We start from the raw sequence: 23,536 nt of genomic DNA, 5'->3' as shown, positions 1-23,536 counted from the left end.
TTCTACCGGAGCGGATCGACCGGCTCGGCCGACCAGGGCTGATGCGGCGGCCGGTTACCGGAGCCGTGTTCGTCGAGGTTCCTGTCAGGCATAGGCGTGCACTCCGTTCGGGGAGGTGAGGGCGGCGCGGGGGCTTCCGATCGCGCCGGGACGAGGCGCCGGGCGGCGCCGGGGGGAGCCTTCGATGTCACGCCGTTCGATCGCGGTCGCCAGCTCGTCGACCATCGCCGGCCACCCGGGCGACCGGAGCCGGTTACCGACCGCAGCCGGCGCGCGGACAGCGCCCGGTTGCGCACCTCGCCGAGCAGCTTGGTCATCCCGTGGACGTCCACCGGGTCGGGCACGCCCTCCTCACGTCCCTCCGCGCGCCGCCCGACCAGGCCGACGGAGTTCACGACGGCGTCCGGCCGCACCGCGGCGAACGCGTCGACCATGGTGTCGCGGCGGCGGACGTCCACGCCGGTGAGCACCCGGTCGGCGGGTGGCGGGCAGGACGGTGCGGTGGCCCTGACGGCGACGGTGACGTCATGGTCGCGGACGAGCCGGCGGACCAGCTCACCGCCGAGCAAGCCGTCGCCACCGAGGACCAGTACACGCATCTAGCGCTCCTTCGAGACCGGGGTCCGGTCGGGGTGGGCCGTCCGCTCGTGATGCCCGGCCTCGTGATGCCCGGGTGTCCGGCGCCTGGCCGCTGACACCGAAGCAAGTATGACTCTCTGTATTGAAATGATCGCTACCTGAAGCGATGACGCGCCGGGCGGCGACGGCGTGGACGGAGACCGCACCACAGCGGGAACACCCGGGGACGCGCCGAGCAGAGATGCCGGACATCAGCCCGGATCGATCTACTCTCTGTGCCTAAGCGACGACTAAAAGGCGCGCCCAGGCCTCGGGCGGGTCACCGACGGCTGGTCGGAGGCGCGGACGCCGGGACGGATCGCCCACGGGCAACGGACGAATGGGGCACGAGACGGGGATGACGCACCGGACGGCACGGCTCCCGGCGCCACCAGGCCGGGCACGGCGCCTGCGGTACCACCGCAACAGCCGGGGCGAGCTGTGGGTGAACGTCACCTCGTCCCACCTGGTCCTGCCGGACTACGTCAACCTCGACCCCGCGTTCTCCCCCGGCCTCGTCGCCGCCTACCCCGCGCTGCGGCGGACGTCCGACCTCACCCGGCTGCTGCGGGCGTCCCGCACGCTGCGCCTGCTGCGCAGGGGGTGCGCGGCCGGCTGGCGATCGGCGCGCCGGCCGCGGCTGGCCGCGGTCGTCGCCCGGCTCGCCCCCCGCCCCCGTCCCAGCCCACGTCCGCGTCCACGCCCGCGCGACCTACCGGCGGGGCCGCGGGGCGGACGGGGCTGGACGATCCGCGAACAGTGGGAGGCCCGGGAGGTGGCCGTCGTCGCGCGGCACGACCCGCGGGCCGCGCTGCCACTGGACGACGACTCGGTCGATCACCTCCTCTGCGCGCACGTCCTGCAGGAGCTGCCGCCGCCGGCGATGCGGCGGGCGCTGGAGGAGTACGCCCGCGTCCTGCGCCCGGGCGGGACGCTGCACGTCGTGCTACCTGACCTGCGGTACGCGGTCGACCGGTACGTCCGCGGCGAGATCGACGCCGACGAGCTGGTGGCGTGGCAGCGCCTGCGCTCGCCCGGGGAGGAGCGGGGCGCGGGGCGCCTCGGCCTGCCCCGGCGCGGGAACGCGCGGCACCCGACCAGTCCGGTGAACCGGTGGCACTACGACGCGCACACGGCCGAGCGCCGGCTCGTCGGCGCCGGCTTCAAGATCGCCTCCGGGACGTCTGCCTCTGGGACGTCCCCGAGCTCGCCGGTGTACCGGGAGGACCCCGGCTCGTTGCACCTGGTGGCCGTCCGCGCCTAATGGCCGGCCTCGGCTGACCGGCCGCGGCTGACCGGCCGCGCCCGACCTGCCGTTGTCTGAGCGGCCGTTGTCTGACCGGCCGCGCCCGACCGGCCGGGCGGGGCACGTTCGGGCCGTCCGGCGGCGTCCGCGCGGCAGCAGCACCCTCATCTGACAGATGATGCGGTGTGCCCCGATTCGTCCCGCGTCGGTTGTCACATCCGACTTGCGGGCCCGCAACATCACTATTGGCTGACTTATCTTTCGTTGACTTACCTTTGTTTCTGCCGGCAGGCACGCGCCGGTATGAGGCGCGGCGGGGGGCGGCGGCATGCGGGACACGCGCGCACGGCAGTCGTGCGACGCCCCCGAAGTGACGCCGGCAGAGACCGTGGACGGTGAGCACGACACCCGCGAACGCGACATCGACGGCGAGGCCGAAGACGGCAGCGAGGCCGACCCGCCGGGTGACGGGAGCGACGCGGCGGCCGGCGCCGCGCGGCGCGGCCCGGTACGCCGGGTTCTGCTCGTCCTGACCGCCCTGCTGTCGGTCGCCGTGGTGGTGGTAACCACCACCGGCTGGTTCGTCATCACCTTCTACGACCGCAGGATCGATCGCGAGACCATCGCGCCGCCTGCCGACATCACGGTGACCCGCCCACCACCCGCGCCGGTCGGCACCGAGACCTGGCTCCTCGTCGGCTCCGACGTGCGCACCGGCTCGGACGCCGCGGCGGTCAGCGGCGCGCGATCCGACACTATGATGATCGCCCACCTGGCCTCGGACGGGCGGACGAACATCGTGTCGGTCCCCCGTGACCTGAGGGTGCCCATCCCGGCCTGGACCGACGACGGCGGCACCCACCACCGGGCCCGCCGAGACAGGATCAACGCAGCGTTCGGCAGCGGTGGCCCCGCGCTCCTCGTCGCCACCCTCGAGCAGGTGGCGGGACTGCGCATCAACCACTACGCCGAACTCGACTTCAACGGCTTCCAGCAGATGACGTCCGCGATCGGTGGCATCGACGTGTGTCTGCAGGCATCGAGCTACGTCGAGCCGCACACACTGGAGAACGGCCGGCGGGTGCGGTCGATGAACCTGAACGACCCCAGCTCCGGTTTCCTCGGGCAGCCGGGAAACAATCATCTGATCGGCGGCAATGCGCTTGCCTTTGTTCGGCAACGACATGGTTTCGCTGACGGTGACCTCTCCCGGATCCGCCGCCAGCAGGCGTTTCTCGCGGCGATGTTCCGAAAGGTCAGCAGCAGCGACGTCCTCCTGCGCCCGACCAAGCTCGCCGCGTTTCTGGGCGCGGTGACGCGGTCGGTGGTGCTGGACGACGAGACCGGCTTCACCGAGCTGCGCGCGCTGGCCGAGCGGATGCGCGGGATGACGACCGGCGCCGTCACGTTCTCCACCGTCCCGATCACGGGCCAGATCGCCGAACCGGCCTTCTACTTCCTGTACGACCCCGACCAGATGCGGCGGTTCTTCCGGAACATCACCGGCGGCGAGTCCCTGCCCGAGCCCACCGGCTCCGGAGACCCCATCCCGCTCGGCGGCGCCTTCACCCCGGAACCCTCGATCGGCGCACCGGCCGCCCCCACCGCGGCAGTCGCCCCCCCACCCACCGAGAGCGCCACCCCCACGGTGACGCCTCAGGTACCCGACGTGGCATCGACGCCCGCCTCCCCGGCCGAACAGCCAACAGCCACCCCCACACCCCCGCCCACGGCGATGCCCACGGCCACGGCGCCGACCGGTGTCAGTGTCGGCGCCGGCGTCGACATCCTGGCCCGGCCGATCGCCGGGACCGGGCAGGATGCCACGGCCGGCACCACCCCGGGCACGCCGGGGCCGTCCGCCACACTGCCGGTGGGGCCGTCGGTGGGATCGTCCGCGACGACCGAGCCGCCGGTGACCGCCGCCGCCGCCTGCATCTACTAATGGGACCTACCGGGTCGTTGTAGGGCAGGCTCGGTGCCGGTGGCCGCCAGCGGGTGAGCACTCCCATCCGACCCGGCCGCACCTTTCCGGCAACAACTGGACGCTTTACTCCCGTCAGGCCCTTTTCCGGCACTGGTACCACTCGGCTCCGGGCCAGACCGGCCACCGTCCGCAACCTCTTTTTTCATCCCCGCCGTTGACATTTCCAGCCGCAATTTATGCCCGCTTTGTACCGGCACATACGACGTATGGTCTACCGGCGCCGGGCGCCGTGAGACCCGGTGTTCGGAACAGTGAAGGGACAACGGGATGAAGGTCAGCCGTACGTGCCGCGTCCGCTCCAGTCGCAACGGTGAGGTCTCGCCATGAGCGTGCGGCCCTCGTCCGGGGACGGTTTCGGGGCCAGGGGCGGTTTCGAGGCCGGGGGCGAAGCGGGCGGTGAGGCCGGCGGCGGCCGGGCGGGCGGGCCGTCCCGGCGACGGCTGCTGGGGTGGTCGATCGCGGGAGCGGCCGGCCTCACGGCACTCGGCGCGCTCGACCCGGCCCTGGCCGCCCCCGCGGCGGGCAGGCGGTCGGGCGCGGTGAGCCGGGTCCGCGGCGCGCGGCCCGCGGCGCCGGCGAACGCGATCGCGCTGACCATCGACGACGGACCGCACCCGGTCTGGACGCCGCGGATCCTGGAGGTGCTGCGTGGCAACGGTGTCCGCGCGACCTTCTTCGTCATCGGGGTCCAGGCGAAAGCCCACCCGGAGCTGGTCCGGCGCGTCCTCGCCGAGGGGCACACGGTCGGCAACCACTCGCTCGACCATCCGACGCCGTTCGGCGCCGGCTCCGCCGCGACCGTCGCCCGGGAGATCTCCGCGGCCCAGGCGATCATCACCGCGGCCGGTGGGGTCGCTCCCCGGTACTTCCGGTCGCCCGGCGGGGACTGGTCGCCGGCCGTCCTCGCCGCCGCGGCCGCGCAGCACCTGACACCGGTCGGCTGGAGCGTCGACCCGCGCGACTGGACCCGGCCCGGGGTGGCCTCGATCGTGCGGACGCTGACCGGCGCCCGGGCGGGCGACATCCTGCTGTGTCACGACGGCGGCGGCGATCGATCGCAGACCGTCGAGGCGCTTCGCCAGGTCCTGCCGGCGCTGCGGGCCAGGGGCCGGAGCTTTACCTTCACCTCCCTGTGAGACCGGTTCCCGGCCGGTCCGTCGCCGGGTCCGAGGCGGGCTTCGCGCCGGGTGGGTGGGCCGCTACGGTCGGGACATGCCCGACTCACCCGATCCCGGCCCGGCTCCCGCGACCGGCGACGACGCCGCGCCGGTCCGTCCGAGCCAGGCCGGCAGTCCGGCAGAGGCCGGCCCCGCCGGCAGCACCGGCCCCGCTCCCGGGCCCGCTTCCGGGCCCGCTTCCGGGCCCGCTTTCGGCGTCGGCAAGGCGAAGAGCGCCGGCCCGCGCCACGGCCCGTCCGCGCCGATCACCGACGCCGACCGGCAGGCGACCGCCGACCACCTGCGCGCGGCCTGCGGCGACGGGCGGCTGACCCTGGACGAGTTCAGCGAGCGGGTCGGGAGCGCCTGGGCCGCCCAGACCGCGGAGGAGCTGGCGCAGGCCGGGGCCGGCATCGTCCCGCCGCGGGTCGGCATCCAGCGCTCGTCGTCGACGATCGTCAACATTCTCGGCGACGGACGGCGGCTCGGCCGTTGGCGGATGCCCCGGCGGACGGTGATAGTCAACCTGCTCGGCGACTGGACGCTGGATCTGCGCGGTGCGCTGATGGACGAGGATGCCGTGACCGACGGCGTGCTCGACATTCTCTATATCTCGCTGATCGGCGATCTCACCATCAGCGTCCCGGACGGGATGGAGGTCGACATGAGCGGTCTGGTCGTGCTCGGCGACCGGCACCTGGAGCTGGCCATGGTCTCGGAACGCCCGGGAACCCCCCGGCTGCGGTTGCGGCTGGCCGGCCTGATCGGCGACGTCCGGGTGAGCAGCGGGTCGCTGACCGGGCGGTGACCCGCGATCCCGAGAGACGCGATCACGACATAGCAGGCACGATGGCGCCACGCCGCTCGTACGGCACTATTTCCGCCGGGGCGAGGGTGGGCGTTGGTATTCTCGATCATGCGCATCGGAGCTGCCCCGGCGGAGTCGGAATGCGGGACCGCCACGGCGACTTCCTAGTGCCAGGGTGTCACCGCGGACCGCCGCGGACCAGATCGGTGAGGGAGGGCACGACCGATGCTTGACCCCAGAGAGCTCTACGAGATCAGGAGCGACCTGGACGACCTCGGCCGCCCGGTACTGATCGAGGCGATGACCGGGGTCGTCGACGCGGGTGGCGCTGTCGGGCTCGCCAGCGAGCACCTGACGACGGCGCTGCAGCACGAGCGGATCGTCACCTTCGACGTCGACCAGCTCATGGACTACCGCTCCCGGCGCCCGCCCATGGTCTTCTACGAGGACCACTGGGAAAGCTACGACGATCCCGTCCTGGCCATCGAGCTGCTCCACGACGAGGCCGGCACGCCCTTCCTGCTGCTCTGCGGCCCCGAGCCGGACCTGCACTGGAAGCGCTTCACCAAGGCCGTCCAGGCGGTCATGGCGGAGCTGGGCGTCCGCATGTCGGTCGGGCTGAACGCGATCCCCATGGCCGTGCCGCACACCCGTCCGTGCGGGGTCACCGCGCACGCGACACGCAAGGAACTGCTCGTCGGGTACGAGCCGTGGGTCCGGCGGCTGTCGGTACCCGGCAGCGCCGGGCACCTGCTCGAGTACGAGATCGGCCGGTCCGGGGCGGATGCGATGGGCTTCGCCGCGCACGTCCCGCACTACCTCGCGCAGGCCACCTATCCGGCCGCGACCGAGGCGCTGCTCAGCTCCGTCTCGAAGTCCACGGGGCTGCTCCTGCCGCTGGACGGGCTGCGTTCCGCCGCGTTGGAGGTGCGGGGCGAGGTCGACAGCCAGATCGCGCGCGGCGGCGAGGCCGCCGACGTGGTCAAAGCGATCGAGGAGCAGTACGACGCGTTCCACCGCGGCCGCGAGGGCGAGCACCTGCCGGTGGTCGACGACTCCGAACCGCTGCCGACCGGCGAGGAGCTCGGCGCGGCGCTGGAGCGCTTCCTCGCCGAACAGAGCGAACCGGGCGGGCCGCAGCCGACCTGAGCCGCCGGCTGGCGGGGCCGGGCCGCCCGGCCCGGGCGGGCTTGGCGGGTGTCACCGGTGTTCGGCGGCCTGGCCCGGGCTGGCGACTCCGCCCCGGCGCCGGGCCAGCTCGTCCACGACCAGCAGGTCGTGGCGGAACCGGCCGGTGCGGTAGGCCGCCCGGCCGACCCGCTGGGCGATCACGGGCGCCGTGACGAGCTGCAGCAGCGCGACGAGCAGCAGCCCGGCGGCGTGGCGGGGCGCGAGCTGGACGGCGCTGCCCAGCAGGATCGACACCAGGCCGACCGTCTGGGGCTTGGTGGCCGCCTGCAGCCGGGAGGGGACGTCCGGGAACCGCAGCAGGCCCCAGGCGCCGAGCAGGCAGAACAGCGCGCCGGTCAGCAGCAGCACCGCGGAGATCACCTGGCGGGCCATCAGCGGGTTGTCCCACGCCGCTCGACCAGTCGGGCCGCGGTCAGCGACCCGAGGAAGCCGAGCAGCGCGACGACCGCGACGAGCGCGATGTTCCAGCCCTCGTTGCGCATCCCGATCTCGACCGTGACACCCGCGACGATGAGGATCACCAGAACGTCGAGGGCGACGATGCGGTCCAGGTTGGTGGGCCCGGCCAGCGCCCTGGCCAGGGTGAGCAGCCCGGCCACGGCGAGCAGGACGAACGTGATCGTGTAGACGGTGGTCATCACCGTGCCTCCCGGTCGGGTACCTCGGCGTCATCTGTGCCGGCGCGCGCGCCGCGACGGCGACGGCCGGGCGCGGGGACGTCCGCTGCGGCGCCGAAGGCGGCCAGCACCCGGCGCTGCAGGCCGAGCACGGTCGCGCGGGTACGGTCGGCCGCCTGCTCGTCGCCGGCGGCGAGCGCGTAGACGTACAGCTCACCGGCCTCGTGGTCGATCTCCAGCACGAACGCGCCGGGCGCGAGCGAGACGGCGTTCGCGGTCAGCGTCGACACCACCTCCGACGTCGCGCCCAGGGGCACGGCGACGATCGCCGAGCGCGTCCGCGGGCCGTACCGGACCATCTGCCAGGCCACCGCCACCGCGGACGGGACGAGGTCGGCGACGAGGTGGCCGAGCAGGGCGAGCGCCGGCAGCGGCCGGAACCGTGCCCCCGGGGCGACCGGGCGGAGCGGGAAGGCGGCGAGCACCACGGCCGCCACGAGCAGCCCGCTGAGCGCGGCCAGCGGGGTGGGCCTGCCCCACAGCAGCATCCACACCGCCCACAGCCACAGCAACCGGCCGGGCCGACGGAACACGCGGGCGGCCGGCTCGGGCCCGGCGCTCCGGCGGCTCATCGGCCGGCCCCTGCCGGAACGGCCCGCGGGAGCCCCACCGGGACGGCGCCCGGAAGCACGGACTCCACGTAGCCCGACGGCTCAAGCAGATCGTCCGCGGCCCGCTGGCTCAGCGCGGCCAGCGGGCCGGCGAACACCGCGGCGGCCAGCCCGACGGCGACGATCCCACCGGTCGCCAGGATCATCGGGCGGTTCACCCGCTCCGTCCCGACCACCAGGTCGTCCGCGGGCTCCGGGTCGGGCACGCTCGCCCGGCGCGATCCCCAGAAGGCCAGCGTCCACACCCGGGCCATCGCGTAGAGCGTCAGCAGGCTGGTGACCAGGCCGGCGGCGACCGCGGCGTAAACCGGCCAGGTGCCGACCCCGGACCCGGCCTCGAGCAGGGTCAGCTTCGCGACGAAGCCGGAGAACGGGGGGATGCCCGCGAGGCTGAGCCCCGGCAGCGCGAAGAGCACCGCCGTCGCCGGCACGGCGGCCGCCAGCCCGCCCATGCGCCGCGGCACCGACGTCCCGGCGTACCGGGTGATCAGTCCGCTGGCCAGGAACAGCGCGGCCTGCGCCACGATGTGGTGCACCATATAGATGATCACACCGGTGAGGCCGATCACGGTGAACAGCGACAGGCCGAACAGCATGTAGCCGATGTGGCTCACCAGCAGGTACGACAGCATCCGGTTCAGGTTGTCCTGGGCGAGCGCGCCGAGGGCGCCGACGAGCAGCGTGACCACCGCGGCGACCAGCAGCAGCACCCACACCCCGTCGTGCGCGAACACCAGGGTGTGCGTCCGCAGCAGCGCGTACACGCCGACCTTGGTCAGCAGGGCGGCGAGGACGGCCGTGACCGGCGCCGGTGCCGTCGGGTAGCTGTCCGGCAGCCAGAAGTGCAGCGGGACGGCCGCCGCCTTGATACCGAAGACGACCAGGGCCAGCAGGCCGAGCGCCCCGGCCAGGCCCTCCGGCAGCTCGCCGACCCGCCCCGACAGGTCGGCGAGGTTCATCGTCCCGGTCGCCGCGTAGACCAGCGCCAGCATCGTGAGGAACAGCAGGGACGACGTCATGCTGACGATCACGTAGGTCATGCCGGCACGGATGCGCCCCGGGGTGGTGTCGAGCGTGATCAGCACGTAGGACGAGACCAGCATGACCTCGAACGCGACGAACAGGTTGAACAGGTCGCCGGTGAGGTACGCGAGCGCCACACCGGCGACCAGGACCAGGTACACCGACTGGAAGATCGAGCTGTTGCCGCGCCGGGTGTCCTCCGTGACGCCCTGGCCGATCGCGTAGGCGAGCACCGCGAAGGTGACGACGGCCGAGGTGAGCAGCAGCAGGCCGGAGAGCCGGTCCGCGACCAGCGTGATGCCGATCGGCGCCGGCCATCCGCCCAGGTTCGCGACCAGCGGACCGTCGGTGTCGGCGATCACGACGATCGCCACCGCGTCGGCGACGACGCCCGCGACCACCAGGAGCGCGAGGATCCGCTGCGCCCGCACCCGGCCGCGCAGGACGAGCACGGCGCCGGCGGCGAGCAGGGGCACCACGACCGGGAGAACCGCCAGGACGCTCACGGGCGCCGTCCGTAGGCGTCGCACCGCTCGAGCAGGCCGGGCACGGCGAGCTCACCCGGTTCGCGCGGCGGCTCCCGGTCCTCCCGGTCGGACTGTTCGGCCCCGTCGGCCGGTCCCCCGCCGAGTTGTCCCGCTCCGTCGTCCCCGTCGGGCTGTCCCGCTGTCCCGGGCGGTCCCGCCTGCCCGGGACGTGCTGATCCGCCGGACTCCAGGCGGCTGATGCGGGCGTCCTCGATGTCGTCGCGCACCTCGTCGTCCCCGAGCAGGGTCCACGCCCGGTACGCGAGCGCGAGCAGGAAGGTCGTCAGCGCGAAGGTGATGACGATCGAGGTCAGCGCCATGCCCTGCGGGAGCGGGTCCGACATGTCCTCGGGCCGGGCCGAGCCGACCATGGGCGGCTGGCCGCTCTCCCCGCCGACGAGCAGCAGGAGCAGGTTCGTGCCGTGCCCGAGCAGGACGAGCCCGATGAGCACGCGCATGAGCGAGCGTTGCAGGAGGAGGTAGGTCCCGGCCGTGTAGAGGCCGCCGACCACCAGGGCCGAGGTCAGGTTCACCGGGCTCATGCGATCTCGTCCACGCGCTCGCGGCCCGCCTCGATCTCGGCGTCGGCCTCCTTGTCGACGGCGGTGCCGAGCGTGCGCAGCAGCTCGAGCACCACGCCGATGATCAGCAGGTAGACCCCGACGTCGAAGAACAGGCTCGTCACCAGCTCGACGTGACCCAGGACCGGCAGATCACCCTTGAACACATAGCTCTCCAGGACGGGATCGCCGAGCAGCGCGGGCGCGAGCCCCGCGGCCGCCGCGGTCACCAGCCCGGTGCCGATCACCGCGGTCGGCACCACCGGGACGGCCGCGCCCACCCGGCGGCGCCGTCCCGCCACATAACGCAGGACGAACGCCAGGCCGGCGACGAGCCCGCCGGAGAAGCCGCCCCCCGTCCTGGTGTGGCCGGCGAAGAGCAGGTACAGCGAGAACACGAGCACCACCGGGAACACCGCCCGGGTCGTGACCTCCAGCAGGACCGACCGTGCCCGCACCGGCTCCTCGGCCCGTCGGTCCGCCGGGCCGAGCAGCTGGTCGATCGTGCGCCCCTGCGGGGTGCGGACGAGCAGCAGCAGCGAGGCCACACCGAGCGCGGCCACCGCGAGCACCGCGATCTCGCCGAGGGTGTCGAACGCCCGGAAGTCGACCAGGATGGCGTTCACCACGTTCGTCGCCCCGGTCTCGCCGGGCGAGCGTGCGATGAACTCCCGGCTCGGCTGCGCCATCCCGGCGCGCGAGCCGCTGGTCACGATCGCGAACCCGGCCACGAAAACCCCGACGGCGACGGCGACGGCGATCCGCGGCAACCGCAGCGGCGACGAACGGTCGGCCGTCGAGAACCGGACCGGCATCCGCCGCAGCACGAAGACGAAAACGATCAGCGACAGGGTCTCGACGAGGAACTGGGCCAGCGCGAGGTCGGGCGCGCCGTCGACGACGAACAGCGCGCCGATCCCGTATCCGACCGCGCCGAGCAGCAGCGTCGCGGTGAGCCTGCTGCGGGCGCGGACGACCGCCAGCGAGGCGAGCAGGATGCCCACCGCGAGCGGGAGCTGGATGCGGTAGTCCCACCAGGGCAGGTCGTCGGGCCAGGAGGCCCCGGTGACCAGCGCGGTGCCCGGCACCGCGAGCACCGTGAGCAGGATGACGCCGAGGTACACCGGCAGCGAGCCGGTCTGCAGCCGGCCGGTGACCGCGACCGCCGACCAGTCCAGCGCCCGCACGGCGCGCTCGTAGCCGCGCTGCGCGTCCAGGAGATCCGGCAGGGGCGGCGGCAGCCACCGCGGCCGCCCTGGCATCGCCGTCGCCGGTGTCATCGGCGCTGTCGCCCGCGCCGCCACGGCGAAGACCAGTACGCCCCCGGCGACCGCGACGGCGGACAGCGCGATCGGCCAGCCCGGCCCGTGCCAGAGCGCGAGGTGGTAGCGGGCGGCCCCGGCGGGGAAGGCGTCGGCGTAGGCGGCGACGAGGCGGTCGACGCCCCGGTGCGCGATCCCCAGGCCGAGCCCGGCGAGCGCCAGCACCACCACCGGCGCCACGAACACCGCCGCCGGACGGGCGACCGCGCTCGGCGGCGCGCCCGGCCGCGCGCCGAACGCACCCCACAGGAAGCGCAGCGCGTACCCGGTGGTCAGGCAGGAGCCCGCCACGAACACGGCGAGCAGCGCCAGCTCGCCGGCCCCGCCGTGGACGAGCGCCTCGAAGGCGGCCTCCTTGCCGAGGTAGCCCAGGAAGGGCGGCAGCCCGACCATCGAGGCGGCGGCGAGGACGGCTCCCCCGCACACCACCGGGACGCTCCGCCACAGGCCGGACAGGTCCCGCAGGTCACGGGTCCCGGCCTGGTGGTCGACGATGCCGACGACCATGAACAGCGCGGCCTTGAACAGCCCGTGCGCGAGGATCAGCGTGGCACCGGCCAGCGCCGCGGTGCGCGACCCGAACCCGACCAGCGCGGTGAGGAACCCGAGCTGGCTGACGGTACCGAAGGCGAGCAGCCGTTTGAGGTCGGTCTGCACCAGCGCGCGCAGGCCGCCGAGCAGCATCGTCGCCGCGCCGAGGGCCACCGCCGGTACCTGCCAGCCCACCACGCCGGCGAAGGCCGGGGTCAGCGTCGCCACGAGGAACACCCCGGCCTTCACCATCGCCGCGGCGTGCAGGTACGCGCTGACCGGGGTGGGCGCGACCATCGCGGCCGGCAGCCAGGAGTGGAACGGGATCTGGGCCGACTTTGTCAGCGCGCCCAGCAGGACGAGCACCAGCGCCGCGGTGACCACCGCGCCGGACGGCGGCGCCGCCACGATCCGCGAGATCCGGTAGGTGCCCGCCGCCTGCCCCAACAGGACGAAGCCGAACAGCATCGCCAGGCCCCCGACGCTGGTGATCAGCAATGCCTGGACGGCGGACCGCCGGCCGGGGGCGCTCACGCCGTCCTGCCCGATCAGCAGGAAGGAGAAGACGGTGGTGAGCTCCCAGAAGAGGTAGAGCGTGAACAGGTCGTCGGCCAGGACCAGCCCCAGCATCGCGCCCGCGAACGCGAGCAGCGCGGCGCTCGCCCGGCCCGGCCCGGCCGAGCCCGGCACGGGCACGCCGCCGTCGGCCGCGTGCGGCGCGCGGTAGGCGAACGAGTAGACCAGCACCGCCGCGCCGACGCCGGTGACGAGCAGCGCCATCAGCAGTGCCAGCGGGGCGAGCCGGAACACGATCTCCAGCTCGACGGTCGGCGCCCAGGTGAGGGTCTCGACCAGCAGGTCACCGGCGGGGGCGCCGTGCCCTCCGACGGCGGCCGTCGTGGCCGTCGCGGCAGCCACACCAGCCGCGGCTGGTGTGGCCAGCGCGGACGGCGCGGCCGTGGCCGCGTCGAGTACGGCCGGTATCCGGACCACCAGCCAGCCGAACGTGGCTGCCGGCGCGGCGGCCGCGAGCAGGAAGGCCGTGCGGCCCAGCCGGCCGGTCAGCGCGGGCAGGGCCGCGGCGAGAACAAGGTGGGCGACTACGGCGGCGAACACGCGGCACTCCGCTCGCGCCCGCTCCCTGAGAGTCCCGTCGGTCTGGCCATCCGGTCCGCACCCCCTGCTCGTGTCGAGTTGTCACGTCGCGCCTGCTGCCTGCTGCCCTGCCGCGTGTCGCTCGCCACCCGACCGCGACCGCGACCGCCCGCCCGACTGTCGCCTCGCGCCGCCCGGCAACACGGCACGAGCCGGCGGCACCGCACGAGCCGGGCGTGTGCCTGAGCACGGGTCCCGCGCCGGTGGGCGCGCCGCGCGCCGACGGCCGTCCCGGGCCGCCGCGGGGGCGGCCGCACCCGCCGGATGGGCAGGCCGACGGCGGCTCCAGGGACGATCACAGCGGTCTCTGCGCGACCGCCGCTCCCACCGCCGGTGCCCCGCCGCGGCGACCGTGCTCTGGCCACCAGGCGGCCGGCGCGAACGGGAGAGCCGCGCCACAATTCTCACGCAGCGTCACGAATGGCGGGCCCAGGCTGGTGTACCGAAAGCACCCCGACCGCATTCACCCACTCTGTCAGACCGTACATGGTTCAACGCACCCAAGCCCCAAGTGACAGTGCGTAGCGAAGCTGGGGCCGCCGGCCGGGACATCCGAGGCGGCCCGCCACGCGCCGACGGCCGCCCCGAACCGCTGCCGAGCCTCCGACCAGCGGATTCGTCTCCGCGAGCCATTCCCAATTCGGAATGCCGGCCCCGCTGGCACGATCCGGACCTGACCTCGAAAGGTTGGTATCTAGCCCTCTCGTGCCATGTATTGTGATTTCCGTTCGTTCGGGGTAGCCGGGTGACATACGACGGCGCCACCGCTCCGCGATAGCACTTTCTGGCTTGATCCATCCGACATCCGGAGTCGCCGGCATGACTGCCACCGCGATCGCAACCGCCAGGCCCCCGGCGAGACCCCGCAGGCAGCGGCGGGTCGCCCGTCAGATTCTGTTAACCGCGCACGTCCTGGTGAGCGTCGGGTGGAACGGCGTCGCACTGGGCCAGCTCGCGCTCGCCATCACCGCGTCCCTCGACAGCGACATCCGGCATCCGGCCTATGAGCTCATGCACGTGTTCGACCGGGCTCTCAACATTCCGCTGGCGCTGCTGACCCTCGCGACGGGGATCGCGATCTCGCTGCGCACCCGCTGGGGTCTGCTGCACCACTGGTGGGTCGTGACCAAACTGGCGATCACGGTGGTCGCCGTCCTCTTCGCGGCCGCCTTCATGCGCACCATGATCGTGCGCGCGGGCCATGCCACAGCGGACGGAAACGTCGACTACACCGCGCCCACGGCCGCGATCATCACGGGTGCCTGCCTGATGAACGCGATGTTCATCACCGCCACGTTCCTTTCGACGCTCAAGCCCTGGGGGCGCACGCGTCGGGGCGTGCGGGCCAGCCGGCACCCGGCCGCGCGCACCCCGGCGAGCGTCGCGAACGGGACACCCACACCGCCCACCACCAGGTCATTCATCTCTCCTGCCATGGCCGGTGCGGCGGTGACGGGAACAGAACCCTCCACGGTTTCCGCAGCGCCGCCGGGAAATGCCGATCCGGTCACGGCGGCCGCGCACGACCATGCCGACCGCGGCGGCGGCGTTGTCACCGGAAACCGCCCGGGGCCGGCCTCCGATTAGGTTACGGCGCAAAAAGGGTTCAGCTTCTCCGACGGCCCGGAAAAGGCACGATCGGCACCGCTACCGGGCACCGCTACCGGGCACCGCCACCGCCACCGGCGCCGTCTCGGAACAGCACGACCGAAAGCACCGCGAACAGGACCGCGAGCGCGCATCCCGCCGCGGCGACGGCGTGCAGGCCGGCGGTGAACGCGTCGCGGGCCGGTTCCAGCACGGCGGTCCCGCCATCCGGGAGTGAGCCCGCCACCCGCGCTGCGCCGGCGAGGCCGTCACGGGCGGCATCGGCCACCACGGCCGACGGACCAGTCTGGCCAGCCGGCGCCGGCTGGCCCGCGCCCCCGGCCGGGCTCCCGACGTCGATCGCCGCGGTGAGGCGGTGCCGATAAACTGCCGTGCCCAGGCTGCCGAGCAGCGCCACCCCGAGGGCCACGCCCAGCTCGCTGCCCGTCTCCGACAGCGATGCCGCCGACCCGGCCCGCGCGGGCGGCGCTGATCCGACCACCAGATCGGTGCCGAGCACGCCCAGCGGTCCGACACCCAGGAAGACCAGGACGAACCCGAACCCCAGCAGGATCAGCCCGCCATCGCCGGCCCGGGTGAGGATCGCGAGGCCGACGGCGCTCACCCCCAGCCCGGCGGCGACCACCCGCCCCGCGCCGATCCACCGCGCCGCCACCGGGGCGGCCAGGCTCGTGCCGATGACGGCCAGCGTCGCCGGCGCCAGCCACAGGCCGGCCCGCAGCGGGGTGAGTCCCGCGACCAGCTGCAGGTACTGCGTCACGAACAGGTTGATCCCGCCCATGACGAACGCGCCGAACAGGATGAGCCCGAGCGCGGCCGTGAACGACCGGTTCGCGAACAGGCCGACGTCCACGAACGGGTCGGCCCGGCCGCGCTGGCGGCGGATGAACAGCCAGCCGACCAGCAGCCCGACCGCGACCGACCCGCCGGCACCCGGGCCCGGACCGCCCGCCGCCGTCTCCTTGAGCCCGTTGACGACCGCGAGGACGGCGAGCAGCGACATCGTCGCGCTGACCAGGTCGAGGCGGCCCTCCCCCGGGTGCCGGTACTCGGGCAGCAGCACGGGCGCCGTCACGACCAGCAGCGCCATGACCGGTACGCCGAGCAGGAACACCGAACCCCACCAGAAGTACTCCAGCAGCAGGCCGCCGAGCACCGGGCCGGCCGCCATCCCGGCGAGGAAGCAGCTCATCCAGACGGCGACCGCGGTGGACCGCTGCCGTTCGTCGGTGAACATGTTGCTGATCAGCGCGAGGGTGGACGGCATGAGCGTGGCACCGGCGATCCCGAGCAGGGCCCGCGCGGCGATCAGCATCGTCGGGCTCGTCGCCCAGGCCGCCAGCACGGACGTCAGCGCGAACGCGACCGCGCCGGCGAGCAGGAGGCGGCGCCGGCCCACGCGGTCGCCGAGGGTTCCCATGGTCACCAGGAAGCCGGCGATCAGGAAGCCGTAGCTGTCGGTGATCCACAGCAGCTGCGTGGCGCTGGGCCGCAGGTCCTCGGTGAGGCCGGGCAGCGCGAGGTAGAGAACGCTCAGGTCCAGCGACAGCAGCAGCGTGGGCAGCGCGAGGACGGCCAGCCCGGTCCACTCCCGCCGGCCGGCCCGTCCCGCCGGCACCGCGTGGGCGTGGGCGTCGGGGTCAGCGGGCACGCCGGTCATCCTCCCCGGGCACGGGCCTCGCGCTCACCTCGATCCCGCCGTGCGTGTCCGCGCGTCCCGCCGGGCGGATCCGCCCCGCGCCGAGCGGGTCCGCGCGCGCCGAGCGGGTCGTGATGCGCGCCGCACCCCTGTCGGAAACTCGCCAGCTTCGCTACGTGTCCAGTTGGCGACGTGGAGTATGCACACTGGCAGGATCCCGCCAGCGCCACCGGCCGTCCGGTCACCCGCGCCCGCGCCCCGGAGGAGGACCGACGCACTGTGCGAGCACGGAAGAGTACGACGACCCCGTCAACCGGCCCGGTCGGCGCGTTCGGGCGCGATCTTCGCGCGGTGCGGCGCGGGGCGGGAAATCCCTCGTACCGGACCCTGGCGCGACGCAGCGGAATGCCGGCGGAGATCCTGGCCGGCGCCGCCAGCGGCGGGTCGCTGCCGGCGCTGGACGTCCTGTGTGCCTTCGTGTCCGCCTGCGGTGGGGACGTCGGCTCCTGGGTGGCGCGGTGGCACGAGCTCACGGCGATCCTGGAGGCGGAGCGCGAGACCCGGATAGCCCCGCCCGGGGCGGACGTCCCGTCGCAGCCGCCGCCGGTCGGGCCGTGGCCGCCGCGCACCAGCGGCGCGCCGCCCGGATCACGCCCACCCCACGCGTCCCCCGGCAGGATCCCCTCCCAGCGTTCCAGCGGCGGGCCGGCCGACGACTTCCTCGCCCCGCTCAGCGCCGACGACCCTCGGGAGATCGGGCCGTTCCGGCTGCGCGGCCGGCTGGGCTCCGGCGGCATGGGCGCGGTGTATCTGGGCCACTCCCCGGGGCAGCGGCCGGTCGCGGTGAAGGTCATCCGCGCCGACATGGCGTCCGACAGCGAGTTCCGGCGTCGTTTCGAGCGGGAGGTCGCCGCGATGGGCCGGGTGAACAGCCTGTTCACCGCGCCGCTGATCGCCGCGGACGTCGCCGCGGACCGCCCGTGGCTCGCCACCGCCTACATCCACGGCCCGACGCTGCGCGACAGCGTGCTGCGCAACGGCCCGCTGCCGCCGTCCAGCCTGCTCCGGCTGGCCGCCGGGGTGACGGAGGCGCTCGTCGCCATCCACGGCGCGGGGGTCGTGCACCGTGACCTGAAGCCGGCGAACGTGCTGCTGGCGATCGACGGGCCCCGCGTGATCGACTTCGGGATCGCGCGGGCAGCCGACCACGCGGGCAGCACCACCACCGGGAAGGTCATCGGATCGCCGCCGTACATGTCGCCCGAGCAGGCCCGCGGCGAACGGGTGGACGCGGCCTCCGACGTGTTCGCCCTCGGGTCGGTGCTCGCCTTCGCCGCGACCGGGCGCAACGCCTTCGGCGAGGGCAACACCGCCGATGTGATCTACCGCGTGGTCCGGGGGGAGCCGGAGCTGACCGGCGTGGACGGCGACCTGCGCGCGCTGATCGAGTCGTGCCTGGCCAAGGCGCCGCGGCGGCGGCCGACGCCGGCCGAGATCCTGGGCCGCTGCCACGCCCAGCTCGGGGCCAGCCCCCGCCCGCCCGGCTGGCTGCCCGTGCCGGTGATCGCCGAGATCAGCCAGCGGCTGCGGCATCCGGCCGTGGTGGACCGTCCCACGGAGCCGGCCCGCCGCCCGGTGCGGGGGCTGGTGGTCGCGGCGTCCGTGCTGACCACCGCCACGGTCGTCGCGATGACGCCGGCGCGCAGCGTCCTCACTCCGTGGGAGCTGCTCCCGAGCTGGGGCGACGGCGCGCAGGCCCCGCGGGCGCCGTCGAGCCCGCCGCCCACGCCGACCGCCGGGAGCGTGGCGGAACGGCGGTCGGCCGAGCGGCAGTCGGCGGGCAGCCGGCGCACCACCGACGGCCGCGGCGCCGGGACATCCGCCGGCACGCCGAGTGGCACGTCGGACGGCCTGGCGGACGGCGCGGCGGGCGGCACGTCCGCGGGGACGCCCGGCGAAGCGACCGGAGGCACCGTCGGCGACGCCGCGGGCGGCCTGGAGCAGGGCCTGCCGGGCACGGGCCAGGATCCGGGAACGGGCCGGGGACCGGCCGGCGGCCCGGTTCAGGCGCCGGCCGCCCCGCGGTCCGGCGGGAGCGGCGGCCAACCGGCCACACCCGGGACACAGCGCCCACCGGCCGTGCCGCAGGCGCCGGGTCCGGGTCCGGGTCCGTCCTGGCCGTTCCCGTCGCAGGGCTCGGGCGCGACGAACCCCCCACCAGCGCAGCCGCACCCGACGCCGGAATCACCCATGGCCACCGACCCGCCCCCACCAGCGACGCCGGAGGACCTGCCCAGGACCACCGCACCCCCGCCGGAGACGCCCCCGCGGACCACTCCGCCACCGGAACCGGCACCGCCCGAGACCCCGGCGACGCACCCCGGCTCACCGCCGGCGGAGACCGCCCGCACGGAGGCTCAGGACCTCTGACACCGACGCCGTGCGACCGGTGCCCGCGCGGCGCGGCTGCCGTCAGCCGGCAGGCTCGATCCGCGCCAGCTTGCGGCCGACCTTGAGATACACGGCACCGGACCGGCCGTCGAGCCTGTCCTTGAGGACGGCGGACAGCGGCTCCCGGACGTCGTCCGGCCTGAGCGGCACCTGGGTCTGGCCCTCCTCGGACTCGACCACCAGCCGCAGCCCGTTCTGCTCCGCGACCCGGCGGACGTCGCCGTTGCTCTTCGCGAACCCGAGCCCCCGCACCGCGTCGGCGACGGTCGCGCCGAGATCGGAGAGCACCGGCAGGTCTTCGACCTCGGCGAAGGTGCGGCGGGAGAACCGCGCGACGAACTCGACCCGGGCCGTCATCGCGGCGTCCACCCCGTGGATCGCCGCCGTCACCTCGCCGGCGAGGATCTTCTTGAGGTCCATCGGGTGCGCCGTGCCGGCCTCGCGCCGGGCGGCCAGGACGGCGAGCTCGGAGTCGCGCCACTCGCTGAGCGCGCGGAAGTACGGCTCGACGAGCCGGTCCGGCACGGACATGATCTTCCCGAAGATCTCACCGGGCGCGGCCGTCAGCGGGACGTAGTTGCCGCGGCTCTTGCTCATCTTGGCGCCGGTGCCGTCGGTCCCCTCGATCAGCGAGGTGGCCACGACGATCTCCGGGGTCTGGCCGCAGATCTCCATGACCTTGCGGCACATCTGCATGTTCAGGAACTGGTCGATGCCACCGATCTCCAGGTCGCTGTCGACCTCGACCGAGTCCAGCGCCATCACCACCGAGTACAGCAGCTCGGCCAGGGAGAGCCCGTGGCCGGCGTCGAGGCGACGCCGGAAGTCCTCCCGCTGCAGCGACATCGACACCGGGATGCGCGAGACGATCTCCAGCAGCCGCGGCAGCCTCACCTCGCGCAGCCAGTCGCCGTTGCGGCGGAACTCGGCCCGTTCGAAGTCGAAGAACGGGGTGACCTGGGCCCGGTAGGTGGTCAGGTTGCGGGCGATGTCCTCGTCGGTGAGCGCCGGGCGCTCGTCCGACCGGCCGGACGGGTCGCCGATCTTGGCGGTGATGTCACCGACGATGAACACGACGCGGTGCCCCATCCGCGCGAACCGGCTCAGGAGCAGCATCGGCACCGCGTGGCCGAGGTGGACCTCGGCGCCGGTCGGGTCGATGCCGAACTTCGCCACGAAGGGACGTGACCGGGCCGCCGCGTCGCCGATGCGGGCCGCCAGCGCCTCCGGTGAGGGCTGCAGGTCCTGCGAGCGCTCGGCGATCAGGGCCGCCTGCTCGGCGGGGGCGAGGTCGGAGAGGTCGAGGCCGCGGCGTTCGGTGGTCTGCTCCAGCAGCTCACGCACGGAGGCGTCGGACGCCAGGTCGGCCCCGCCGAGCAGCGCGGTGACATGGTCGACGGAGGCTCCGAGTCGGGTCATGGCGACAATGGTAGTCAGCGCCGAGCGCCCTGATCTCCGCCCGACTCTCCGCCCGACTCTCCGTCCGACTCGATGGCCCGGCAGCGCCCGGCGGGTCCGCGGCCAGGCCGGACGGTCTCGGCGCGGACCACCCTCCCCGTCAGGCGGCGGGCCGTGCGGCGGCGGGCCGCGGCGCGGCCGCGAGGCCCTCGGCCTCGGTGGCGAAACTCTCGCCGCCGCCGCTCGCCCTGATCCGGCGTGCGGCGTTCAGCGCCCCGGCGCGCCTGCTCATCGCGGTGCGCAGCGCGTCCCGCAGCCGCTGCGCGGTCAGCCGCCTGGCCGGCAGCATGACGCCTGCGCCGGCCTCCACGACCCGGCGCGCGACCTCGGGCTGATCCCGCCCGAACGGCACGGCGACGACGGGCACACCGGCGGCGATGGCCTTGTGCACGATGCCCATCCCGCTGTGGCAGATGACGGCGGCCACGGCGAGGCGTTCGTCGCCCTGGTAGTCGGTCGAGGTGGTGACGAGCACCCAGGGGTCGCCGTCCTCGGCGAGCCAGGCCGGTGCCTCGCCGGGCGGGTCGTAGATCTGGGCGCCGACGAAGCGGACATGCTCCGGCGCGTCCGAGCGCGGGTACTCCAGCGGGTCGCCGGTCAGCACCAGAAGCCGGTCGGCCTCCAGGAAGTAGTCGATCGGGCTGGTCGGCGGCGGCAGAGCGGCGTCCGCCCGCATGGCGTTGAGCGGGGGCAGCATCGCCGCGCCGAACTGGCGGATGACCAGCGGCCACACCACCCGGTCGCGCAGCCGGCCGAGCGGCCCCCGTCCCGGCACGAGGCCCAGGCCGTACGGGGGGATTCCCTTGCCCGGCAGGGCGACAAGGGACGGCAGCACGATCCCCCACGGCCGCCCGGACGCCCGCGCGGCGATCGCGGCGCCGTAGGCGTTGGTGTCGACGAGGATCACGTCCGGGTCCACCTGGGCGACGGCCCGTTCGAGGTCGGCCCGCTCCAGGGGGCCGCGTGACATCAGCCCGGCCAGCGCCCGTCGGAGCTGGGCCGGGCCGGTGCCGCTCGCGTCCGCCTTCACCTCGATCTCGTCGATGCGCGGGTCGGTCGGCGCGACGTTCAGGCCGTCGGCCCACGGGCCGTCCACCAGCCGCGCGCCGATGCGCAGGTGGATCTCGTGCCCCCGGTCGCGCAGGGCGCGCAGGCCTGGGACCAGCGGAAACAGGTGACCGGGAGCAGTCGTGCAGTAGACGAGGTAGCGGGCCATGTGGGCACTCCTTGGGCAGGGCGGACCGCCGCCTGGAGCTGGAGCCACCGGCGGAGAACGCGGGACGTGGGATCTCGCGCGGGACGTGGCATCTCGGGAGACGACGCGGGGGGATGGGGTGGATGCGGATCGCGGCGGCGAGAGGCCGGGGCGAGCTGGGGACCGGCGGGCTAGGGAGTGGTGGACGAGTCCGGACCGGCCAGGCTGGAGCCCGGGCCGCCCAGGCAGGCCGCGATGAGGTCGGCGACCGCCGCGCGGGTGGCCTCGACGGAGAGCCCCTCGTCGTTGCGGAGCACGAGCCAGAGCTCGACGCCGCACACGGCCGTGAGCCGGCCGAGCAGGTCGTGCCGGGCGGCCGGGGGGCGGCGGTCGAGCTCGGCAGCGAACGCGGCGGCCGTCCAGGCCCGGTGGGCCTGCCGGCCGGCGGCCGCGGCCTCCGCCAGTGCCGGGGAGACGTCCTGCTGGCGGATGGCGCGGTCGGTCACCTGCCCCCACCGCTCGTACTGGCGGGCCAGGCGCTCGGCGACCACCGCCGGGTCGGAGACGTCCGGCTCGCCCCGGGCCCCCTCGATCTGCGGGACCAGCCAGGCGTTGACGGCGCGGACGAGCCCGTCCTTCGTACCGACCCGCCGGATGACGGTCTGGACGCCGACCTCGGCCCGCTCGGCGACCGCGGCGAGGGTGATCTGGTCGAACGGCCGCTCCCCGAACAGCTCGGCGCCCGCGGCGAGGATGCGCTCGGTGTTCGCGTCCGCCGACTCGGCCCGCCGTCGCTGCTGGTAGGTGCGCGTCACTGACCCCGTTTTCACGGTAGTGACGTTACCGCCAAATTGAGGACGACGGGACCTCCACCCGTGTCGCCCGCGCGACGCCTCGCCACCCGCCACCCGGCCGTCGCGAGGCCCCACATATCTGACGTCAACGTCAGATGGAAGTACTCCAGTGCGACCGTGACGACTCCCGAAACGAACCCCGGCGCCGGGACGCTCGGCGTCGGCACCCTTACCGGAACTCGCCGAGTGACCGGGCGCCGCCCGGGGGCGGCGGCCCGCTCGGCTCCGCTCAGCCCATGGTGCGGCTGCCGTCGAGGCTCTCGCGGATGATGTCCGCGTGGCCGGCGTGCTGCGACGTCTCGGCGATGATGTGGAGCAGGACGCGCCGCATCGACCAGCGCGCCCCGGGCTCGAACCACGGGGCCTCGGGCAGCGGCCGGGTCACACCGAGATCGGGCAGCGACCCGACAACCTCCGTGGTCCGCTCGGCCGTGGCCTCGTAGTCGGCGAGCAGGCCGGTCAGGGTGTCGCCCATCAGCATCTGGTGCTGCTTCATCCAGCTCTCGGCGTCCGCCTGCTGGTCTCCGCCGAGAATGAAGTCGACCCAGGACCGCTCGGTCGCGGTGACATGCTTGATCAGCCCGCCGAGGCACAGCGCGCTGACGGTGGTGCGCCGGGCAGCCTGTTCGTCGGTCAGGTCACGGACGGTGTAGCGCAGGAAGTGCCGGTGCTTCGCCAGCGTCGCGAGCAGGTCCTCCTTCTCGCTGACGGTCCCGCCCTCGACGGCGCTGTCCGCCTCGCTGACTGTGTTCGGGTCGGTGACGGTGCCGGCCTCGGTGACGGTGCCGGCCTCGGGGCCGCTCTCGACGTCCACGGTGCTGTTCATGGTTCCCACCTCTGCTCGCCGGTGACTGCTCGCCGGATGACTGTGGAGCCGACGGTAGGAACCCTCGCGGACAGCTTCTGTCCTTGGCGGGA

At 74.2% G+C, this 23,536-nt stretch carries 19 protein-coding genes; 7 read left to right on the top strand and 12 right to left on the bottom strand.

Annotated features, from left to right (window positions below; all coding sequences use genetic code 11):
• Positions 1-2: 2 nt before the first annotated feature.
• Positions 3-599 carry an NAD-dependent epimerase/dehydratase family protein gene (locus AC559T_RS20445; RefSeq protein ID WP_498869761.1) on the bottom strand — a complete coding sequence of 199 codons (597 nt, stop codon included), beginning with the start codon at positions 597-599 and terminating at the stop codon, positions 3-5.
• Positions 600-976: 377 nt separating this feature from the next.
• On the opposite strand from AC559T_RS20445, the gene AC559T_RS20440 reads away from it, so the two are divergent.
• The 5 genes from AC559T_RS20440 (at position 977) to AC559T_RS20420 (ending at position 6,965) form a co-directional block, all read left to right on the top strand.
• Positions 977-1,882 carry a class I SAM-dependent methyltransferase gene (locus tag AC559T_RS20440; protein WP_498869760.1) on the top strand — a complete coding sequence of 302 codons (906 nt, stop codon included), beginning with the start codon at positions 977-979 and terminating at the stop codon, positions 1,880-1,882.
• Positions 1,883-2,192: 310 nt separating this feature from the next.
• Positions 2,193-3,809 (top strand): LCP family protein, encoded by a 1,617-nt coding sequence (locus tag AC559T_RS20435; protein WP_498869759.1) that lies wholly within the window; start codon positions 2,193-2,195, stop codon positions 3,807-3,809.
• A gap of 365 nt (positions 3,810-4,174) precedes the next feature.
• On the top strand, positions 4,175-4,987 hold the full coding sequence (locus AC559T_RS20430) for a polysaccharide deacetylase family protein (protein WP_071061612.1): 813 nt from the start codon (positions 4,175-4,177) through the stop codon (positions 4,985-4,987).
• 76 nt (positions 4,988-5,063) lie between these two features.
• Positions 5,064-5,816, top strand: coding sequence for a DUF1707 SHOCT-like domain-containing protein (locus tag AC559T_RS20425; protein ID WP_498869758.1), 753 nt, complete (start codon positions 5,064-5,066; stop codon positions 5,814-5,816).
• Between the two features lie 225 nt (positions 5,817-6,041).
• Complete coding sequence (locus AC559T_RS20420; protein ID WP_020462680.1) at positions 6,042-6,965, top strand: proteasome assembly chaperone family protein; 924 nt, start codon at positions 6,042-6,044, stop codon at positions 6,963-6,965.
• 51 nt (positions 6,966-7,016) lie between these two features.
• Here the strand turns inward: AC559T_RS20420 and mnhG are convergent, their stop codons facing one another.
• Genes mnhG through mbhE form a run of 6 tightly spaced genes read right to left on the bottom strand, consistent with a single transcriptional unit; the run spans position 7,017 to position 13,374 of the window.
• Positions 7,017-7,379, bottom strand: a complete 363-nt coding sequence (mnhG, locus tag AC559T_RS20415; RefSeq protein WP_018500178.1) for a monovalent cation/H(+) antiporter subunit G — start codon at positions 7,377-7,379, stop codon at positions 7,017-7,019.
• A complete protein-coding gene (locus AC559T_RS20410; RefSeq protein ID WP_020462681.1) occupies positions 7,379-7,645 on the bottom strand; it encodes an MrpF/PhaF family protein in 267 nt (88 codons plus the stop codon). Before AC559T_RS20410 ends, mnhG begins: the two co-directional genes overlap by 1 nt.
• On the bottom strand, positions 7,645-8,256 hold the full coding sequence (locus tag AC559T_RS20405) for a Na+/H+ antiporter subunit E (RefSeq protein WP_112106606.1): 612 nt from the start codon (positions 8,254-8,256) through the stop codon (positions 7,645-7,647). Before AC559T_RS20405 ends, AC559T_RS20410 begins: the two co-directional genes overlap by 1 nt.
• Positions 8,253-9,824, bottom strand: a complete 1,572-nt coding sequence (locus AC559T_RS20400) for a Na+/H+ antiporter subunit D (protein ID WP_112106607.1) — start codon at positions 9,822-9,824, stop codon at positions 8,253-8,255. Before AC559T_RS20400 ends, AC559T_RS20405 begins: the two co-directional genes overlap by 4 nt.
• Positions 9,821-10,387, bottom strand: a complete 567-nt coding sequence (locus tag AC559T_RS20395; RefSeq protein WP_498869757.1) for a Na(+)/H(+) antiporter subunit C — start codon at positions 10,385-10,387, stop codon at positions 9,821-9,823. Before AC559T_RS20395 ends, AC559T_RS20400 begins: the two co-directional genes overlap by 4 nt.
• The gene (gene mbhE / locus AC559T_RS20390; RefSeq protein ID WP_498869756.1) at positions 10,384-13,374 is read right to left on the bottom strand and encodes a hydrogen gas-evolving membrane-bound hydrogenase subunit E; all 2,991 of its coding nucleotides are present in this window, start codon (positions 13,372-13,374) and stop codon (positions 10,384-10,386) included. The genes AC559T_RS20395 and mbhE overlap by 4 nt, the downstream gene beginning before the upstream one ends.
• Positions 13,375-14,232: 858 nt before the next feature.
• Between mbhE and AC559T_RS20385 the strand changes: the two genes are divergently transcribed.
• Positions 14,233-15,000 (top strand): hypothetical protein, encoded by a 768-nt coding sequence (locus AC559T_RS20385; RefSeq protein ID WP_498869755.1) that lies wholly within the window; start codon positions 14,233-14,235, stop codon positions 14,998-15,000.
• Between the two features lie 73 nt (positions 15,001-15,073).
• On the opposite strand, the gene AC559T_RS20380 is transcribed toward AC559T_RS20385, so the two are convergent.
• Positions 15,074-16,672 (bottom strand): MFS transporter, encoded by a 1,599-nt coding sequence (locus AC559T_RS20380; protein WP_498869754.1) that lies wholly within the window; start codon positions 16,670-16,672, stop codon positions 15,074-15,076.
• 267 nt (positions 16,673-16,939) lie between these two features.
• On the opposite strand from AC559T_RS20380, the gene AC559T_RS20375 reads away from it, so the two are divergent.
• Positions 16,940-19,090, top strand: a complete 2,151-nt coding sequence (locus AC559T_RS20375; protein ID WP_498869753.1) for a serine/threonine-protein kinase — start codon at positions 16,940-16,942, stop codon at positions 19,088-19,090.
• Between the two features lie 42 nt (positions 19,091-19,132).
• Here AC559T_RS20375 and tyrS read toward each other — a convergent pair whose 3' ends face one another.
• From tyrS to AC559T_RS20355, 4 genes are all read right to left on the bottom strand, one after another.
• Entirely contained in the window at positions 19,133-20,530 is a 1,398-nt protein-coding gene (tyrS, locus tag AC559T_RS20370) for a tyrosine--tRNA ligase (protein WP_498869752.1), read from the bottom strand.
• Positions 20,531-20,669: 139 nt separating this feature from the next.
• Positions 20,670-21,785, bottom strand: coding sequence for a nucleotide disphospho-sugar-binding domain-containing protein (locus AC559T_RS20365; protein WP_498869751.1), 1,116 nt, complete (start codon positions 21,783-21,785; stop codon positions 20,670-20,672).
• A 170-nt stretch (positions 21,786-21,955) separates the two neighbouring features.
• Positions 21,956-22,579 carry a helix-turn-helix domain-containing protein gene (locus AC559T_RS20360; protein ID WP_071061587.1) on the bottom strand — a complete coding sequence of 208 codons (624 nt, stop codon included), beginning with the start codon at positions 22,577-22,579 and terminating at the stop codon, positions 21,956-21,958.
• A 268-nt stretch (positions 22,580-22,847) separates the two neighbouring features.
• Entirely contained in the window at positions 22,848-23,444 is a 597-nt protein-coding gene (locus AC559T_RS20355; protein WP_112108805.1) for a DinB family protein, read from the bottom strand.
• Positions 23,445-23,536: the final 92 nt, after the last annotated feature.

Source organism: Frankia sp. Hr75.2, assembly GCF_949319125.1.
Taxonomy (GTDB): domain Bacteria; phylum Actinomycetota; class Actinomycetes; order Frankiales; family Frankiaceae; genus Parafrankia; species Parafrankia soli.
Note: the sequence above shows the minus strand (reverse complement) of the source record. Positions and strands in the feature narration are given on the sequence as shown.

Coding starts and splice junctions, on each gene's coding strand:
- mnhG (WP_018500178.1), bottom strand. CDS start 7,379: ATGGCCCGCCAGGTGATCTCCGCGGTGCTGCTGCTGACCGGCGCGCTG.
- AC559T_RS20420 (WP_020462680.1), top strand. CDS start 6,042: ATGCTTGACCCCAGAGAGCTCTACGAGATCAGGAGCGACCTGGACGAC.
- AC559T_RS20430 (WP_071061612.1), top strand. CDS start 4,175: ATGAGCGTGCGGCCCTCGTCCGGGGACGGTTTCGGGGCCAGGGGCGGT.
- AC559T_RS20395 (WP_498869757.1), bottom strand. CDS start 10,387: ATGAGCCCGGTGAACCTGACCTCGGCCCTGGTGGTCGGCGGCCTCTAC.
- AC559T_RS20365 (WP_498869751.1), bottom strand. CDS start 21,785: ATGGCCCGCTACCTCGTCTACTGCACGACTGCTCCCGGTCACCTGTTT.
- AC559T_RS20440 (WP_498869760.1), top strand. CDS start 977: ATGACGCACCGGACGGCACGGCTCCCGGCGCCACCAGGCCGGGCACGG.
- AC559T_RS20435 (WP_498869759.1), top strand. CDS start 2,193: ATGCGGGACACGCGCGCACGGCAGTCGTGCGACGCCCCCGAAGTGACG.
- AC559T_RS20405 (WP_112106606.1), bottom strand. CDS start 8,256: ATGAGCCGCCGGAGCGCCGGGCCCGAGCCGGCCGCCCGCGTGTTCCGT.
- AC559T_RS20425 (WP_498869758.1), top strand. CDS start 5,064: ATGCCCGACTCACCCGATCCCGGCCCGGCTCCCGCGACCGGCGACGAC.
- AC559T_RS20445 (WP_498869761.1), bottom strand. CDS start 599: ATGCGTGTACTGGTCCTCGGTGGCGACGGCTTGCTCGGCGGTGAGCTG.
- tyrS (WP_498869752.1), bottom strand. CDS start 20,530: ATGACCCGACTCGGAGCCTCCGTCGACCATGTCACCGCGCTGCTCGGC.
- AC559T_RS20385 (WP_498869755.1), top strand. CDS start 14,233: ATGACTGCCACCGCGATCGCAACCGCCAGGCCCCCGGCGAGACCCCGC.
- AC559T_RS20355 (WP_112108805.1), bottom strand. CDS start 23,444: ATGAACAGCACCGTGGACGTCGAGAGCGGCCCCGAGGCCGGCACCGTC.
- AC559T_RS20410 (WP_020462681.1), bottom strand. CDS start 7,645: ATGACCACCGTCTACACGATCACGTTCGTCCTGCTCGCCGTGGCCGGG.